18 protein-coding genes, 1 pseudogene and 1 other annotated feature are annotated in these 15,926 nt (G+C 42.4%); of the genes and pseudogenes, 3 read left to right on the forward strand and 16 right to left on the reverse strand.

Annotated features, from left to right (window positions below; translation table 11 throughout):
* Positions 1 to 21 precede the first annotated feature (21 nt).
* The 3 genes from ACR6HW_RS02185 (at position 22) to ACR6HW_RS02195 (ending at position 2,833) form a co-directional block, all read left to right on the forward strand.
* Entirely contained in the window at positions 22 to 1,188 is a 1,167-nt protein-coding gene (locus ACR6HW_RS02185; protein WP_455729538.1) for an S-layer homology domain-containing protein, read from the forward strand.
* Positions 1,189 to 1,297: 109 nt separating this feature from the next.
* Positions 1,298 to 2,524, forward strand: coding sequence for a transposase (locus ACR6HW_RS02190; protein ID WP_455727774.1), 1,227 nt, complete (start codon positions 1,298 to 1,300; stop codon positions 2,522 to 2,524).
* A 21-nt stretch (positions 2,525 to 2,545) separates the two neighbouring features.
* Complete coding sequence (locus ACR6HW_RS02195; RefSeq protein WP_455729539.1) at positions 2,546 to 2,833, forward strand: hypothetical protein; 288 nt, start codon at positions 2,546 to 2,548, stop codon at positions 2,831 to 2,833.
* Between the two features lie 65 nt (positions 2,834 to 2,898).
* Here the strand turns inward: ACR6HW_RS02195 and ACR6HW_RS02200 are convergent.
* The 16 genes and pseudogenes from ACR6HW_RS02200 to ACR6HW_RS02275 all read right to left on the reverse strand — a co-directional run.
* Positions 2,899 to 3,042, reverse strand: a pseudogene (locus ACR6HW_RS02200) (DUF5780 domain-containing protein); the annotation flags it as partial.
* 68 nt (positions 3,043 to 3,110) lie between these two features.
* Entirely contained in the window at positions 3,111 to 4,730 is a 1,620-nt protein-coding gene (locus ACR6HW_RS02205) for an ATP-binding cassette domain-containing protein (RefSeq protein ID WP_455729540.1), read from the reverse strand.
* A 392-nt stretch (positions 4,731 to 5,122) separates the two neighbouring features.
* Positions 5,123 to 5,386, reverse strand: coding sequence for a barstar family protein (locus ACR6HW_RS02210; protein ID WP_455730847.1), 264 nt, complete (start codon positions 5,384 to 5,386; stop codon positions 5,123 to 5,125).
* Between the two features lie 473 nt (positions 5,387 to 5,859).
* Positions 5,860 to 6,135, reverse strand: a complete 276-nt coding sequence (locus ACR6HW_RS02215; RefSeq protein WP_455729541.1) for a hypothetical protein — start codon at positions 6,133 to 6,135, stop codon at positions 5,860 to 5,862.
* A gap of 210 nt (positions 6,136 to 6,345) precedes the next feature.
* Positions 6,346 to 7,581 carry an IS256 family transposase gene (locus ACR6HW_RS02220; protein WP_455729542.1) on the reverse strand — a complete coding sequence of 412 codons (1,236 nt, stop codon included), beginning with the start codon at positions 7,579 to 7,581 and terminating at the stop codon, positions 6,346 to 6,348.
* Positions 7,582 to 7,912: 331 nt separating this feature from the next.
* The gene (locus tag ACR6HW_RS02225) at positions 7,913 to 8,209 is read right to left on the reverse strand and encodes a hypothetical protein (protein ID WP_455729543.1); all 297 of its coding nucleotides are present in this window, start codon (positions 8,207 to 8,209) and stop codon (positions 7,913 to 7,915) included.
* A gap of 71 nt (positions 8,210 to 8,280) precedes the next feature.
* Positions 8,281 to 8,634, reverse strand: coding sequence for an EndoU domain-containing protein (locus ACR6HW_RS02230; RefSeq protein ID WP_455730848.1), 354 nt, complete (start codon positions 8,632 to 8,634; stop codon positions 8,281 to 8,283).
* Positions 8,635 to 8,786: 152 nt separating this feature from the next.
* Positions 8,787 to 9,002 carry a hypothetical protein gene (locus ACR6HW_RS02235; protein WP_455729544.1) on the reverse strand — a complete coding sequence of 72 codons (216 nt, stop codon included), beginning with the start codon at positions 9,000 to 9,002 and terminating at the stop codon, positions 8,787 to 8,789.
* A 9-nt stretch (positions 9,003 to 9,011) separates the two neighbouring features.
* Complete coding sequence (locus tag ACR6HW_RS02240; RefSeq protein WP_455729545.1) at positions 9,012 to 9,800, reverse strand: hypothetical protein; 789 nt, start codon at positions 9,798 to 9,800, stop codon at positions 9,012 to 9,014.
* Between the two features lie 305 nt (positions 9,801 to 10,105).
* The gene (locus ACR6HW_RS02245) at positions 10,106 to 11,131 is read right to left on the reverse strand and encodes an oxidoreductase (protein WP_455729546.1); all 1,026 of its coding nucleotides are present in this window, start codon (positions 11,129 to 11,131) and stop codon (positions 10,106 to 10,108) included.
* 54 nt (positions 11,132 to 11,185) lie between these two features.
* Entirely contained in the window at positions 11,186 to 12,175 is a 990-nt protein-coding gene (gene trpS / locus ACR6HW_RS02250; protein ID WP_455729547.1) for a tryptophan--tRNA ligase, read from the reverse strand.
* Between the two features lie 140 nt (positions 12,176 to 12,315).
* Positions 12,316 to 12,520, reverse strand: a binding site (T-box leader).
* Between the two features lie 41 nt (positions 12,521 to 12,561).
* The gene (locus tag ACR6HW_RS02255) at positions 12,562 to 13,440 is read right to left on the reverse strand and encodes an exonuclease domain-containing protein (protein WP_455729548.1); all 879 of its coding nucleotides are present in this window, start codon (positions 13,438 to 13,440) and stop codon (positions 12,562 to 12,564) included.
* Between the two features lie 12 nt (positions 13,441 to 13,452).
* Positions 13,453 to 13,824 (reverse strand): VOC family protein, encoded by a 372-nt coding sequence (locus ACR6HW_RS02260; protein ID WP_455729549.1) that lies wholly within the window; start codon positions 13,822 to 13,824, stop codon positions 13,453 to 13,455.
* Positions 13,825 to 13,884: 60 nt separating this feature from the next.
* Positions 13,885 to 14,532: a hypothetical protein gene (locus ACR6HW_RS02265; RefSeq protein WP_455729550.1), complete on the reverse strand. Its 648-nt coding sequence runs from the start codon at positions 14,530 to 14,532 to the stop codon at positions 13,885 to 13,887.
* Positions 14,522 to 15,379: an ATP-binding cassette domain-containing protein gene (locus ACR6HW_RS02270; protein ID WP_455729551.1), complete on the reverse strand. Its 858-nt coding sequence runs from the start codon at positions 15,377 to 15,379 to the stop codon at positions 14,522 to 14,524. Before ACR6HW_RS02270 ends, ACR6HW_RS02265 begins: the two co-directional genes overlap by 11 nt.
* Positions 15,379 to 15,756: a GntR family transcriptional regulator gene (locus ACR6HW_RS02275; RefSeq protein ID WP_455729552.1), complete on the reverse strand. Its 378-nt coding sequence runs from the start codon at positions 15,754 to 15,756 to the stop codon at positions 15,379 to 15,381. Before ACR6HW_RS02275 ends, ACR6HW_RS02270 begins: the two co-directional genes overlap by 1 nt.
* Positions 15,757 to 15,926: the final 170 nt, after the last annotated feature.

A 15,926-nucleotide genomic window follows, 5' to 3' on the forward strand; every position in this document is an offset into this window, starting at 1 on the left:
CAATTATAAAGGAGCTCTATTATGAAAAAGAAGAAAATTTCTGCCGCTTTGACGACCGTGTTGCTCTCTACAGCACTACTAACACCCAGCTTTTCTACCACAGATATCAACTATGCTGAGTCTCTAAAAACCTTGGGCCTTTTAAAAGGCAGCGACAAAGGTTTCGAGTTGGAACGCACGCCGAATCGCGCTGAAATATCGGCAATGCTCATTAATTTAACAGGCGCAACTGAGGAACTCCCAAAAGAAAACTACCTGCATCCATTTAACGATGTTCCCAAATGGGCCGATGCTATCGTCGGTTACATGTATGAAAAGGGGATAACTTCAGGTATAAGTGCTGATTCTTTTGGTGCCAATCAGCCTGCGACAGCTCTCGACTACATGACTTTTGTGTTAAAAGCACTGGGGTATGACAACAGTGATTTTGACTACAGAGCTTCTGTTGATTTTGCAACTGAAATCGGTCTCGTAGACGAAGCAACAGCGACGGCTCTAAAGACGAACACTTTTCAACGCAAAGATATGATTTTAATTTCCTTCATGGCCTTAGAAACCCCTCTAAAAAACACCCCTGATAAGACCCTGAAGTCGCATTTAATAGGCATAGGTGCCATTGCGTCGGACACACCTCCCGGCAGCCTATCGGGTTATTCGGCAACTTATACCGTCGACCTCGGCGATGTTACGATGTCGCATATTTTAGAAGATACCTTATTCGACATCACCATCGAGCAAAAACCATTGTTTCACCTTATCAACTGCCAATACAAAACCGGCGCATTCACCGAATGGGCAGGTGAACCGCTAGTGGTCGATATAAAAACCTTTGAAAACGGTCAGCAGTTGGCACATAGACACAACATCATCGACAAGTACCAGCCTCAATCGGCAATGCAGTCGAAATTTGGTTTTTCAAGTAAAGCCGATAAAACGATGACACTCACAATAGAAGCCATGCACATTGACCGCTATTACGAAGAAAACGCATCGTCAATTGCTAAAGATACCCCTATTACCACCCTCGACGTCGACGACGTTCAATCTCTTGAAGAAAAATTAAAAACTGTACCGTTTTTCTTCCTCGATAACCATGTGTCAGCTGCCAATATTTATGTTTCAGAAAATAAAGAAATGGGCACCAAGCTGATACAGGCTTCTTACTTGAGAAAATTGCATAATTTATAACCGTTGATTTAACAAGTTTTTAAAGAAACAAAAAGGAAACTTCACCCCAAACGTCGAATTATATAAGTGGCAGCAAACACAATCCAAACGAAGGAGGAAGTTTCCACTTATGTATATTCGACAAACATGTCTATTTTCCTTTGAAGAAATTATGAACTTTCAGCAAGAAACGAAATTGGAATTAATTCTTGCTCAGATCAACATCTCACCTTTGGTTGCGGCATTATCTAAACAGAGTCATTTGAGAGGTCCAAAAGGTTACAGAGTCGCACCGATGATTTACGCATTAATTGCTAAGCAAATTCTGAGAATTTCGACCACCAGCGAGTTGGTGAGACAGTTGAAAGAGAACCCAGTGTTACGTTATAACTGTGGTTTTGAGGTGTTATCCAAAGTACCATCAGAAGCCACTTTCAGCAGATTCGCAGATAAGCTGTCAGAATCAGATGCGTTGCTGAAACTATTCGGTGATTTAGTTGTTCATGCTAAAGAATTAGGAATTGTTGATGGTAGTCATATTTCAATAGACTCTACTAAGGTAGATGCTTTCGAAGCCTCAAAACCAAAGAAAGATATTGTAGATGACGGCACCAACCCAAACTGGGGAATGAAGCGCGATACTCACGGTAATAACATTCGTTGGTTTGGATGGAAACTTCATATCCTGAGCGATTCATACAGTGAATTACCACTTTCAGTTATGGTAACACCAGCGAATGTTCATGATGGAACAATTGCAGTTCCACTGATTGAAGAGTTTCTAAAGCAGTATAGAGATCTGTTTAGACCATTGTTCTATGCGATGGACTCTGGATATGATTATAATTCTGTCTATGATGCAGTAATAAATCACTTTGAAGCTACTCCAATCATAGCCTACAACCCAAGAGGCAGTCACGCCGCCCCAGAAGGGTTAGATGATGAGTTTCATCCAGTCTGTTCTGGTGGTTACAAACTCGTTTATTGGGGGATTGACGGCGATTACATGAAATTTAGATGTCCACAAGTACTGGGGAAATGTAACTGTCCACATGGGAGTGCATGGTGTTCATCAAGCAATTATGGTTATACGCTCAAGATAAATCGTAAAGAAAATCCAAGACAAATCGGATATCCGTTAAGATCATCTGATCAATGGAAGACTCTATACAACAAGCGAACTTCTGTTGAACGTTGCAACGGTCGACTAAAGACGATTTTAAATTTGAATTCAATCCGGTCTAAAGGTATCAAGAAAGCAACTGTTCATGCGTTGTTAAATTGCATTGCGTTGGTTGCAGGAACCATCGCTTCAAAAGTTAAAGTAAACAGAAATGAGGAACTCTTAGTAGCATAATGAACAACAAAAGATTGAAATTTGAAAGCATGGCAGGGGCTGTTACTTAGGATTAAGCCTTTTTCTCAAATTATCGAGTTAATTATGCAAGAGTCTCACTTATTAGAGTCGTTACAAAATAAAATAGCCCTCTTCGAGACGCGCACTTTTCCGGCTTTAGAGTTCTATGCGCACGACACCTCATATATTTCGTCGGGATCCAATGAAAACATCGCCAAAATAATCAAGCCTTCAGCGTATAGCAATCCAATGTTTGTACTGTTAGATGAAAACCGTCACCCAGTAGAGTTCCTTATACTCATCGACTAAAAAAAGCGCACCAAAAAAGCAGGACTGCTCATAAGAGGCGCCTGCTTTTTTTATGTTCATACAATTTATTTAAGTTTCTGTCCACCGTAATGCGTCTTCCATTTATCAAACAACGGATTTTCCCACATCTCCCCTTCAAAGGGTTCGTAAGAAACGACGATGGCTTTAAATGTCTCTACTGAACACGTTGTGCTCAATGAAAAACCGGAACTTTCTCCATAGAGTTAAATCGTTAATAGATGCTTGATTTAACCATTTGAAGCAAGGGCTATTATGACTACCCCAAACGGTACGACTGCGCATTTGAAAACAATGCGTCCTCGTGTGTAGACACGATGACAAGCGTTCCCGACTCAGCTAGATGCTCGAGTAAAATGGCGACACTTCTTTTTAAACCGGGAAAAACATGTGCCGTCGGTTCATCCAAAAGGTAAAGAGATGCCTTTTTAGAGACACAGGCCAACAGATTAATCAGTTGCTTTTCTCCCCCTGACAAGACATCAAACGGTTTGTCCCATACCTCATGCAAATCAAAGAAAGGGGTTTTAAACACGTTTTTGTATGCCTCTTGTGTCAGAAGTTCTTCGAGAACGCTTTCCAAGACCACGGTGGACATGTATTCGCGTACAGTCAATCCAATGTCCGTAGACTGCTGCAACATGATAGAAACACAGTTCTTTCTAAAGTAATTTGTATCAATAGCCTCTAAGGGCAATCCATTAATCGAAAGCTCACCTTCTAATTGTCTATTACCGTATACACCTGTCAGCAGCATAAACAAAGTGGATTTTCCCACACCGTTTTCTCCCAAGAGGATGTACAGGTTGTTTGATTCAAATGTGCCGGTAAGACCTGCTCGATACAGAGTGCGCTCTGCACCTCGGTATCTGTAGTTGAGACTGTTGAACTCTATGGCCTCCACCGAATCTATTACCCCTTCGCCATCGATGTCTTCTTGGATGTGAAGCACATCGTTTAATCGCACAAGAGAAGCCTTGTATTTTTGGTAGCCGGCACCCACGGTTAACAATTCTTCGGTTGTGCCCAGCAGCATGGCAAAGTATTGTATGACGTAGGTAAAGACACCGAGGGTCATGTGACCGTTTAATACCGCTAACCCACCTATTGCAAACCCCAGAAACTGAAAGGTGGCGTTGGTGCCTATTTTTACTGAGGAAAGAACGTAATTTAGAAGAACGTTCTTGCGAATACACGCCATTAAGACGGACTCTTTTACTCGAAGTCCTTTTTGGGCTTCTTCTTCTCTCTTTCGCGCTTTGATCTCAGTGTAGTTTCTATAGCAGGTATTTCGAACTGAAAAACAGGCGTCCCCCGCCTCTATGGTTTCTTTTGATGCGGCATACAGTTTTTCTTTGAACAGCCAATAGATGAAGAGATATACCGGTATAAACACGGCCAGCGACAAGAGAATATAGGCGTTGACACTAAACAAAATGGCTGATGCGACGAACATCAGCAAAAGGTTGCTGGCCAATGTGCTGACGGTGATGTAAAAAAACTCTATGATTACAGCACTGTCTTGTAAGATTCTCGAATGCAGGTAGGTGCCTTCATATGCAATTACCTGCTCTGTGTTGCTCTTAAAGAGTCGCCCTAATATTTTTTGATTCAGTTTCAGGATTGACGCTTCTTTTTTTACCCAGCTCAAGCGCGTTGCAAAGTAGCGTACGATTAGTTGAACTGCGGTAAGGGCGATTAACCAAGCCAACCCGCGGTAGAAGGCTCTCATGCTCTTCGAGTAAACAAAGACGTCGACCAACTCGCCCTGTATCAAGGGAATGGCCAGTACGATCAGGGTCAGTAGCATGTTGAGCACGACCAAGCTGAGGATGTAGCCTATTTGGGCAATGAGTTCTTTTTTTAAAAAACGGTTCATAAGTTGTATGCCTTTCATTATGTATTTTGTCTATTCTAACATTTCATAACAGTTATTTCAACATTGTGGTGTTTTAACCATAAAAAAACGACTGCCGCGATAGTTGGATTTTGGGGGTCTAACCTTTTTGGGGGGGGGTTCATACGTGGGGGTAACTGGGGATTCTCAGTATTTATTCATCTAAGTTTAAATGCCCTTTTAAGATGTTAAGCGACTTGTAGATACTAAAATTTCAAGCCGGGCTAACAAGTGTGGCCTTTATAGTTGTTTTGGTATTGGTTTCGCTAGGCACTGGGAGCTGCTCATAAAAAAGCGGTAGAAAGACATCTATGTCTAACTACCGCCTCATTCGCGATAGTTGGATTTTGGGGGTCTAACTTTTAATTTTTTTCTTACTTAATTTCTAAATTGAAACCTTCAATTTCATCTACTGCTTCTTCTAAGAGCTGAATAAACTCACTTGCATCATTACCGAGTTTATTTTTGAATAAATCAACCCTTTGAATTTCAACAACAAGTGGTAAATCAACCCATGCAGTCAAGCCGTCCCATAATGCATTAAGATTCTCTCCGTAATAGTCTGGAAGCTCTAGCTTGTCTTTTAAAAATTTATGAAGCCGTTCTATACTTTCAAAATTATCTCCATGTAAAATCACTTTATCCAATGTTATCAACTCTTATTCTATCTTAGTAAATATTTTATAGTGGCCTGTACTCTTGTAAACAAGTCCACCATTCGAATACAACAACCTATCCGAACTTCTGTAACTAGAATCATATTTTATATCCGCTTTATACCAGATACGCCCGTCAGAGGTCTGTAAAGGATTTTCCTTTGTTCTTAAAAATATCTCCGAAAATGCTTTTTCCGGGTGTAACGTCATCCAGATTACCTAATTTAGAATTCCCCCCAAGAGCTTCTGCCTCTAAAGTCATCTGGAAATTTACCATTATATTACGACACATCGAGATACATCATCAAATTTCTTAAGGATTTTACTCGTCCTCTCAGATGTAAAACTGCAGTCAGTTCAATAGTCATTATACAATAAAGTTGATGATGAAGTATCTAAAAACAGACTACTCCATCACCAACTTTCAAATATGTCTCACAATATACTTACTAAGATTAGATGTCTAACTCCTCTTCAGTATACCATTCACTATTCACTTCACTGAAGTCTTGCCAAGATTCTTTTAGTCCATTTTTATGTGTGAAATTATCTAAGTAGACGAACTTATTACAATTTAAATCCTCGATAGTTTCCCACACAATCTCACACTCATCACAAACATAAACATGTCTGTTTAGTTTCTTAATGAACACTCTTATCACATGACCATATGCACCTGGCAAACATTCTCTGCAGAAAATTGTTTTCCCTGACATTTTAAACTTTTCCATAAACATTCTCCTACGGTTTGACTTTAGAAGCTAGTATCGGATAAGCAGATATTATTTCATTTGTACCAGATTTAGTAACAACTCTGATATATGTTTCTCCTGCTGTACCTACAACATCCCCATCCATAAAAATTTCAAACACATCGTTGGATAGGCTATACTTAACTGGACAGATTTCTGGGCCTGTCAAGCATTCTGTGTAAATTTGAATTAGAACTTAAGGTGTTGAGTGATACGATCCTCAAAAATGAGAACCAATTCATTGAGCACTTTGGGCCAATTATGAACAGGTCTGGACCATGTCTTTTGAATATCGTTAATGCGTAAAAAGAGTAGCTTAAAGAGCGACGTTTCGTTTGGAAATGCCCCTTTTCTATTCGTTACTTTTCTGAGTTGATTGTGATAACTTTCTATGGTGTTCGTTGTATAAATCAGCTTTCTTATGTTTTCTGGGTAGGTAAAAAGGTTCTCTATCGATGACCAGTTTTTCTCCCAAACGGCAACTGCTGCACCATTTTTTGCCCAGTTTTCTTTAAACGCTTCAAAGAGAACCTCAGCTTCATCAAGACTTACAGCCCGATAAACGGATTTTATATCCTTGGTAAATTTAACCCAGTCTTTACGTGGAATATAACGCGTAGCATTACGCATAAGGTGAACTATACAGCGCTGTAGGTTAACATTTGGATAGATAACTTGAATCGCGTCTTCAAGACCTGATAGGCCATCTAGCGACACAAATAAGATATCTTTAACACCACGACGTTTGATTTCTTCGAGGATTTGTAACCATTCACGGCTGTTTTCACCTTCAGATAGCCAAAAACCTAGAACTTCTTTTCTGCCTTCTACATCAATGCCAATGATGTTATAAAGCGCTTTTTGGCCAGCACCTTGTTCTGTTTTGACAGGGACATACATGGCATCTACGAAGACAAAGGGGTAAAAGGGTTTAAGCGCTCTAGACCTAAACTCAGTAATCAGAGGAATGATTTTATCAGTAATTTTCGACACCGTTTCATGGCTCATTTTAAAGCCATAGATTTCATCGATTGTTGCTTCAATATCACGCTGAGACTGGCCTCTGCCATACATAGAGAGTACTTTCTCTTCAATGCCAACGACATCCTTTTGACCCTTCTCAACAATTTTGGGCTCAAAACTAGACTCTCGATCGCGTGGAACGTTAAGCTCGACATCACCAAGCTGGCTTAGGACTTTCTTTCGAGTTTTTCCATTACGTCTGTTCGTTGTTTCAGCAGCGCCATGTTCATTTTTATAATAACCTAGGTGTTCATCTAACTCTGCCTCAAGCATGTTTTCTAGGGTTTCTGCAAACATATCTTTAAGTGCTTCTTGAACGTCTAGGGCAGTTTTGATTTCGTAGTTTTCAATGAGGTGTTCCATGAGTTGTTTCGATGCTGGGTTCTTTTTTCTTTTTGCCATTGTTTATAAGCCTCCATCTGGTCTTAGTTGATTATAACAAATCATACTTTACACAGACAATCTTACACGCCCAGCACATGCAGTGGGCTTTTTCCGTGTAAATGAATAGGAACCCATGATTCAGCTGTAATTGTAATTTGATGGGATATATTACTCTTTATATCGCAAATTTTTCAGCTTTATGCAGTCTATTCCTACTTAGTTTTTTTGAATTCTGTGACAACTATTACATCTGGTTGGATGGTGTAGAAATGCAGTCAGTTCAATTACAATTATACTATGAAAAAGTGATGGAACGACAGTTTAGTCAAATCCATCACTTTCTTTGATTTTATCTAGAATATTTCTTGTATTCAGTAACCCAAATATCAATTAATTCTTTTAGTTCCAATGTTTCAATTTGACAATTGTTATTTGATTCATCTGGGTTCAATGTATCAATAACTTTAGTCATCTTCTTTTTAATTTCTATACAGCAAATATTTCCACAAATCTCTTCAAACTCTGATTCCATGCTTAGTACTAATTTAATTTTTTCCATTACCCAGTCATAGCTATCTGTACCGTCTTCGATATCTGCAAATAGAAATGTTTCAATTAGTTTTATTGGTTCTTCTAATCGAATCACCAAACTCTCATCACCATTTCCTAACTTTACCTTTTCAAAATAATTTTCATATTTAATACAACCACCTCCAACTATAATTTGGGAAACGCAAAAATAATTTTCCCAGCACTATCAATATACATTCTAATTTTCATGCCACTAGCAAGTGTACCTTCAAATGTATTCCCAGTAACTAAAACCTTATTTGAGAAAGCTTCATTAATTGAGTCAACAACTTGTTGCGGGGTCCAATTCTTAGGGAACATTGTTGAGTATCCACCATTAGTCACCTTTGCAACTCCATCAACCTCTACTTTTGCCTTATAAACTCCAAACTGATTTTGTGCACTTTCTGTTCCAGGAATCACCTTTCCTTTTGAACCAGGAAGCCCTTCATAGTGGAAGCCGACAGCTTTGCCACTACTATTTAACTCACCTGCTAAAATATGTTCAAGTCATCCATTTTTGAAGTTATCAGCATCGGCTATTTTTGCTAGTTCATCAACAAGATTACTCATCCCCTTAGATGTATAACTGCAGTCAGTTTAGTATATAGAAGAAGGTGGAGAATTCTCTCCACCTTAAGTCTCCTTAATAACTAGTCAACCTCTTCAATATCTTTCAACTCTGACCATAGTGGCTGTAATCCTCTTTTTTCCATTACATCTCTAAAACTTCCACATTTATCTGGGTCAAAATCTTCTGTAAACCAAATGGTGTCACATTCGTCACATATGAATATCTCTGTGTCATCTTTTATTATCTTTGCTCTTTGGATAGCTCCTTGTCCCAAGCAAAATGGACATATCTTCATAATTTCCTCCTATTTAGCCTTTGGGAAAGCTGATATAATCTTAGATGTTCCTTCTTCAATAACAATAGCCATCACATCTTCCCCATTCGTTCCAATTACTTTACCCATCGGAATTTCAAGAAGTCGATTTCCATTACTTTGTAGAACAGACTTTGTCGCTTTACTTCTCAATGCCCAAGCTTCATCGATTACACCGAGTACTTTATCTTTTCCCATATTAAACACAGTGTGTAGTGGTTTCTTTGGATTAGGAGTCAAATGTTCTAGAACATGTAACACTCTATTCCCCTGAGTAGAACCCATTCCATATTCTAGTCCATTAGTAGATATCCAACCAGTAACTTCACCAGCAGCATTTTTCTTTACTGTTAATTGACCAAGTTGCACAAACTCGTCAACCTTAGAAACAAGATTACTCGTCCCCTTACCTGCAACCAAAACAGCAGACAACTTCAACTGAACCGTCTCTATAACACTCTGTGCATAGCTATTAAGTTTTGCTCCAATATCATTAACAGTTTGTGATACGCTATTGAATAAAGCAGCAGCCCCCTTTAACCAAGTACCTTCTAGATAGGCACTAGCACCGTCTAAAAAACCAGTTAGAGATGATATAAAATTGCTTCCAAACGATTTTAAATCGTCTAAAAATCCGGTGATTCCACCACTTGACTTAACAATAGCCTTCACAACACCAGAATCTGCTGCAAGTTCCGCTGCAAAATAAATTTCTTTTAGTACTGTCTTTGCTATATTGCCAAAGCCCCCACCAACAAGTGCAATGACATTTATCATCACATTAATAGCATTGTCAATAGTATCTTACACCAATTGAATAAGAAGGCAGTTGCATTGTTGAAATTACCAACGATCCTATTATAGCAACTATCAGTCGAAGGACCTTAAGTTCTCCAGATAATTTAATTATAGCAGCTTTGTCATTGAGGTCAACGCCGCCATAAGTTTTTGGTTGTATTTCAATTGTATAACCGCAGTTTTAACATTTTGCTACTTCATTCATATCCATGCACCCTTTCCCCGTCAAACCTTGTTGCATAAAAAAAAATGCGCCTAAGCGCATTTCTTTAAAGGTTAATTTTCATCTATTCAACAGCCCGCGCATAGGGCGCCGGCCACTTGTAGTCCGCCACCTTAAGGGCATGCGCCGCACGGTGTGGGAAATATGGGTCTCTGAGCAATGCTCGACCCAAATAAATTAAGTCGGCTTCCCCACGGGCAAGCACGGACTCGGCGTGTTCAGGTGTAGTGATCAATCCACCTGCAATCGTCGGCAAACCGGTACACGCTTTAACCACTGACGCCATTGGGACTTGATACCCCGGAAATGTCGGAACGGGCTCAGGTGTCGCACCACCGGAGCTGACGTGTACCACGTCTACGCCAAGTGCCTTTACCTTTGCAACCATAGCGCCGATGTCTTCAGGGCAATTGCCGCCTTCCGCATAGTCTTCTGCGGAAACTCTTAAAAGAATCGGTTTCTCAGCCGGCCACTTGGTCTTTACGGCGTTTAATACATCTTTTAAAAACCTCAAACGGTTCTCTTCAGAACCGCCATAGAGATCTGTGCGCTTGTTCATCACAGGCGACAGAAACTGGTGAATCAAATAGCCGTGCGCGCCGTGGATTTCGATGGCGTCGTAACCAGCTGCTTCAGCACGCTCTGCGGCACTTGCAAAAGCGGCAACCGTTTCATCTATCAGCGCCTGCGACATGGCCGTGGGAACCGCATAGCGCTCGCTGAAACGCTCTGCCGACGCGCTGATAGGCGTCACCCCTTCGACACCGCATTTGGCACCGGCGTGTCCAAGCTGCACAGCAACTTTGCCCCCCATTTGATGAACACTGGATACAAGCTGTCGATGCGCTTCAACCTGAGCTTCTGTATAAAGACCTAAATCGGCACTTGAAATACGGCCTCTACTCTCCACGCCGGTAGCTTCCACAACAATCAGCCCAACGCCACCAACAGCGCGAGACGCGTAGTGCTGTACGTGAAATGCCGTTGCGATACCGTCCTCTTCTGCACAGAAAAGACACATTGGCGCCATTACCAAACGATTTTTAAGCATTAAATTTTTAACTTGAAACGGTTCAAATAGTTTTGCCATGGTGTACATCCTTTCACATTTTAATTCGTTAACCGAAATATATCATAAATTGGGCTATTTGTACAGGTTCAAATGCATGGCAGATTTAACAGCCGCCACTGTCTCAGCACCAATGGCCTGCGCTTTAGCCGACCCCTCGGCGATAATAGAGACGACGTCATCCACTCTATTTTCGTAGTGCGAACGCCGTATGCGGATGGGCTCGAGCAACGTGTTGAGCACCTCAGTCAATCGACCCTTACAGGCGACACAGCCCAAGGTTGCCCCACTGCATCTCGCCGATATATCAGGGGCCTCAAGTGGATTAAAGACGTTGTGATAAGTGGCAACCACACAGCGCTCAGGGTGGCCTTTGTCTTTCAGTGAAATCCGCGAAGGGTCCGTTACCGCCGATCGCACTTTAGTGGCCACAACATCTGCCGCATCGGATAAATAGATGGCGTTGCCAAGGCTTTTGCCCATTTTGCTGTTGCCATCGAGCCCCGGAAGCCGGGGCACATCACTCAGCAAAGCTTCTGGCCTTTTAAGTACGTCCCCATAAAGGCTGTTGAACTTCCTTACGATGCGGTGCGTCTGTTCGATATGCGGCAACTGATCTTCGCCGACCGGCACCAAATCTGCGTGAACACAGGTTATATCCGCCGCTTGACTAACGGGATAACCTAAAAACCCATAGGTCAGCTCCTTGGTGCCGTACTGTGCCATCTCCGACTTAATCGTCGGGTTGTGACGCAATGTGTTCACAGTTGTAATCATTGAGTAAAATACCGTGAGTTCGGCAATTGCCGCCACATGTGACTGCTGAACCAAAGTCACCTTCTCGGGATCTAAACCCACCGACAAGTTGTCGAGAGCGACGTCGAGAACACTTTCCCGTATCAGAGCCGGCGACTCAAAATGCGTGGTCATCGCTTGGACATCGGCAAGTAGGACATACGTATCGTATGTGTCCTGAAGTGCAACGCGGTTTTTTAAACTCCCGACATAGTGTCCCAAATGAAGTTTGCCGGTGGTGCGTTCGCCTGTTAAAATTCTTTTTTGCATAAAAAATACCTCCCTAATTACTGTGAGGCATGTGCACCATTAAGTGTGGTTTTATAAAGCTCGGCGTTCAGCACCCAAAAGCACTCAAAGTGCCTTGATACAAGCGATGAACCACGAAAAATACAAAAAGCTCCTATCCATTACAGGATAGAAGCCACCTTAATTGTCTATTTGTCACATACCATCATATGCTCTCATCATAACGGTTAGAGTTTCCGTCAACGCCTACTGAATTCGGGTTGCCCTCATGAGCCCACTTCAACTTTTCTCCCAATGCCGTCTCTCACCAACAACGGCTCTCTTTAAATCTTCAAAAAGTCTACTCTTCTCAATCAACGGTTTCACTGAAGCCTATTGTACACGATGTACAGGGGCAAGTCAAGCTGCTACAGAACATCGCTTTCTTTAAGAATCTTCAAGTCCACGCCTTTTGCCTTGACGTACAGTGCCTTTTGAATTTTCGTCCCAAAAGAACCGCACACCCATCGACTGCTTCCAAGAGCGCCTACGACGAGATAGTCCACCTTTCTCGACACTTGTGCCACACAAACACCGCCTTTAGAAGTAATAAAAGCCGTGACATCGCCCTTGGAACCGAAACTGAAATTGCCGGTCAAACAAAACCACTTGCCCTCAAATATCAGAGGGCCTTCCAAGGCGTCAATATAGTCGCAGGTTTCAGTGGAAAGGCTGATATTAAGCGCACTGCGACGTACATAGCGGTCGTTGATTTTAGGGTGAAACAGTTTGACGTCTTCAGCTGTGAAGCCGAACAACTGGTAGAGGCGTATAAAAATACCGTAACAGCCCCAAGTATCCGCCATGGCGTTGTGATGGTTCTCAAGCGGTATCCCAAAGGTTTCGCAGATGCCGTCTAAACTGTACCGCGGCAACTCCAAGCGCTGATTGCACATTTCCCACGTACAGGCATAGCGCAGTTCGGGAATCTCGATTTCATAATAATACAACACTTTTGTGAGAACCGTTAAATCGAAACGCGCATTGTGGGCGACGATGACGGCGTCTGTAAAATAAGGTGCCACTTCAGGCCAAAGCGCTTTAAAAGTCGGCGCATCCTTCACCGCTTCCGCGGTGACACCGTGGAGATCCACATTAAACGGATCGAAATACGCCTCAGGATCTACGTAATACTCGTGCTCGAACACCACTTCACCGTCGACCATGTGCACGATTCCAAAAGAACAAATGCGGTCGTTCAGTTTGTTGGGGGTCTCTAAATCAAAAAAAGTAAACTTGTCGTTCAAAACTGCCCCCCTCTACTCAAAGCATTGAAACTCAATGCGGTTTCCCGAAGGGTCTAGAGCGTAAAACTGATAGATGCCGAATTCGGGTTTAAACATCGGCTCTGAAGTTGCAGAAGCCCCCAGTGAAGCCGATTTAGATACTAGGGCACTATATACGGCATCAACCGCGGTCCTATCCTTTAAAACAAAACACACGAGGCCCGCCGAGCCCGCTTCTTTATAGTGTTCGCAAAAGCCTATGAGCCCGGACGGACTTTTATAAATTCGGCAACGCCCTTGATCAACAGCTAAGGGCAATCCGAGAAATGTATTGTAAAATGCGTGTACGGCCTCTAAATTCAGGCCCTTTAAAAATGTAATCGTCGATTCAATCTCAAAAGCCATAAAACATCCCTTCTTTAACGTCGTGTTATAACTATTGTAACACGAGCGTCACAAGAAAGGCTACCTGAAATCGGAAGTTTCAAGTTTGATGTGGTTGTAAGGGCGAAGAAATAAAATCGGTATCAGGCAAATCCCCACAATCGCCGGTAAGAGCCACTGGGTGGGTAGAGAAGTCAGCGGCAACAGCAGAATGTTGAGCGCTAGAACACCTGCGACACATAGAGCAGTGGCCCTAAGTGGCGGCTTGGTTAAATAGAGCACTACGACTGCCGTTGCAAGTGTCATTACTGCAGACGATGCCAGTAGCAGGAGCATCAACAGTTTAAAATAAAAGCCTGCAGTAGGTGACGCACCAATCCATTGCAGATGTGTCATGCTTCTTAAAGACAGGGCTACCGCGGGAACATAGGCGACGATGCTGCCCACTAGAACCACCAGCCATTGATAGCGGCCGATTTCTTTTAAAGTACGTTTTCTAGGTGCTGAAAAAACAATGGCGTATTTGTAGTTGATTAAAGGCATGGCAATACCGTGTATTACCGCGACGACAAGCGAGAGTATAGCGAAAATCAGGGCGACCACTTGGTAGGCGGTGTTGGGGTTCGCCCAGTGTTGAACGGGAATTTGAATAGCGAGGTTCCCTAGTGTCACTAAGCCAAATATTAAGTAGAGCATCTGAAGCTCTTTAAAAATGCGTTTAATCCACATACGTCCCTCCTATTCGCTTGCTGTACAGGATGAGGTCGTCTAAGGAAAGCTGGGAAATTACTGCGCCACGCGCCTCCAACTGACGACGCTCCGTTTCGTTTAACACATCGTAAATGGCGCATACAGACTGCTGTCCGAACTGTGATGTATGAAGTCGTCTTTTGTTATCTAATAGCGATGCCACCAGATCTGTAGGCATCTTAATCTCAAACGCGCGTCTGCGCACATCGTCATAAGTGGCGTCGATGACGAGCTTGCCTTCAGACAAAATCAAAACATGGTCAAGCAGCGGTGACAACTCGTTGGCATGATGCGTCGTTAAGATAAACGTGCGGTTGTCTCGCATATAATCGTCAATCAGTCTTTCGAAAATAAGTTTTCGCGTACCGACGTCTACAGAGACAAATGTTTCGTCGAGTACCGTTACAGGTGACCGGCTCGCCAGTGCCAAAGCGGTGCACACAAGACCGCGCTCCCCCTTTGACAACCGACTGTATCGCTTTTTAACCGGAATTTGAAAGGTGTTGACCAGCTTCGCTTCGTAGTCGACGTCGTACGACGGATAATAAGGGCGCGCCACTTTAAACAGTTGCTTTACCGTAATATCTACTTTTTCAAAGTCCCTATCGGTAACCATACAGATATGCCCATCGCTCTGATCCACAACGACCTCCCCAGACGTGGGAAACAATCGACCGGAAAGCAATTTTAAAAGCGTTGTTTTACCGGCGCCGTTCTCGCCGAACAACCCGATTATCTGACCGCAAGCCATCGTCGTCGAAACGGCATCTAAGGCAGACACGCCGCCTTTATAAACCTTTGTAATCTCTTTAAACTCTAGAGCCATTATAAAACACCTCCTTTGTACTTCTCGTCTATCAATCCCATCAAAGCTTCTCGTGTAATGCCTAGTTTCTTAGCGGTTAAAATCGCCTGTTCTAATTGTACATCGAAAAAATACCGCTTGCGTTCTTCCACGATTAGAGCTTTGGCATTTTCTGAAACAAACATCCCAATCCCCCTCTTTTTGTAGACCATTCCTTCTTCAATAAGAAGGTTGAGCCCCTTCAACGCCGTCGCTGGATTGACTTCGAGTTGCGCCGCCAAGACATTCGTCGAATAAACGCGTTCGTCTGTACAGAGTGCATCTGAAAGAATTTCCTCTTTAATGGCTTCGGCAATTTGAACATAAATCGGCGTCGGCAAAGTATAGTCGATAAACAATTTTACCTCCTTCGTTAGCTGGTTAATCAGTTATGTAACTAACCTATGAAGTAAGTATACGCCCCTTCTATGCACTTGTCAAGAAAATTTACGTTAGCCCCCTCTCCCAGCGCATCAAACTGTTTTGCGCTGACGTCTAAGACTAACGCTTACCGTCAAAAAAAAACGCA

It is taken from the genome of Fusibacter sp. JL298sf-3, assembly GCF_053842995.1.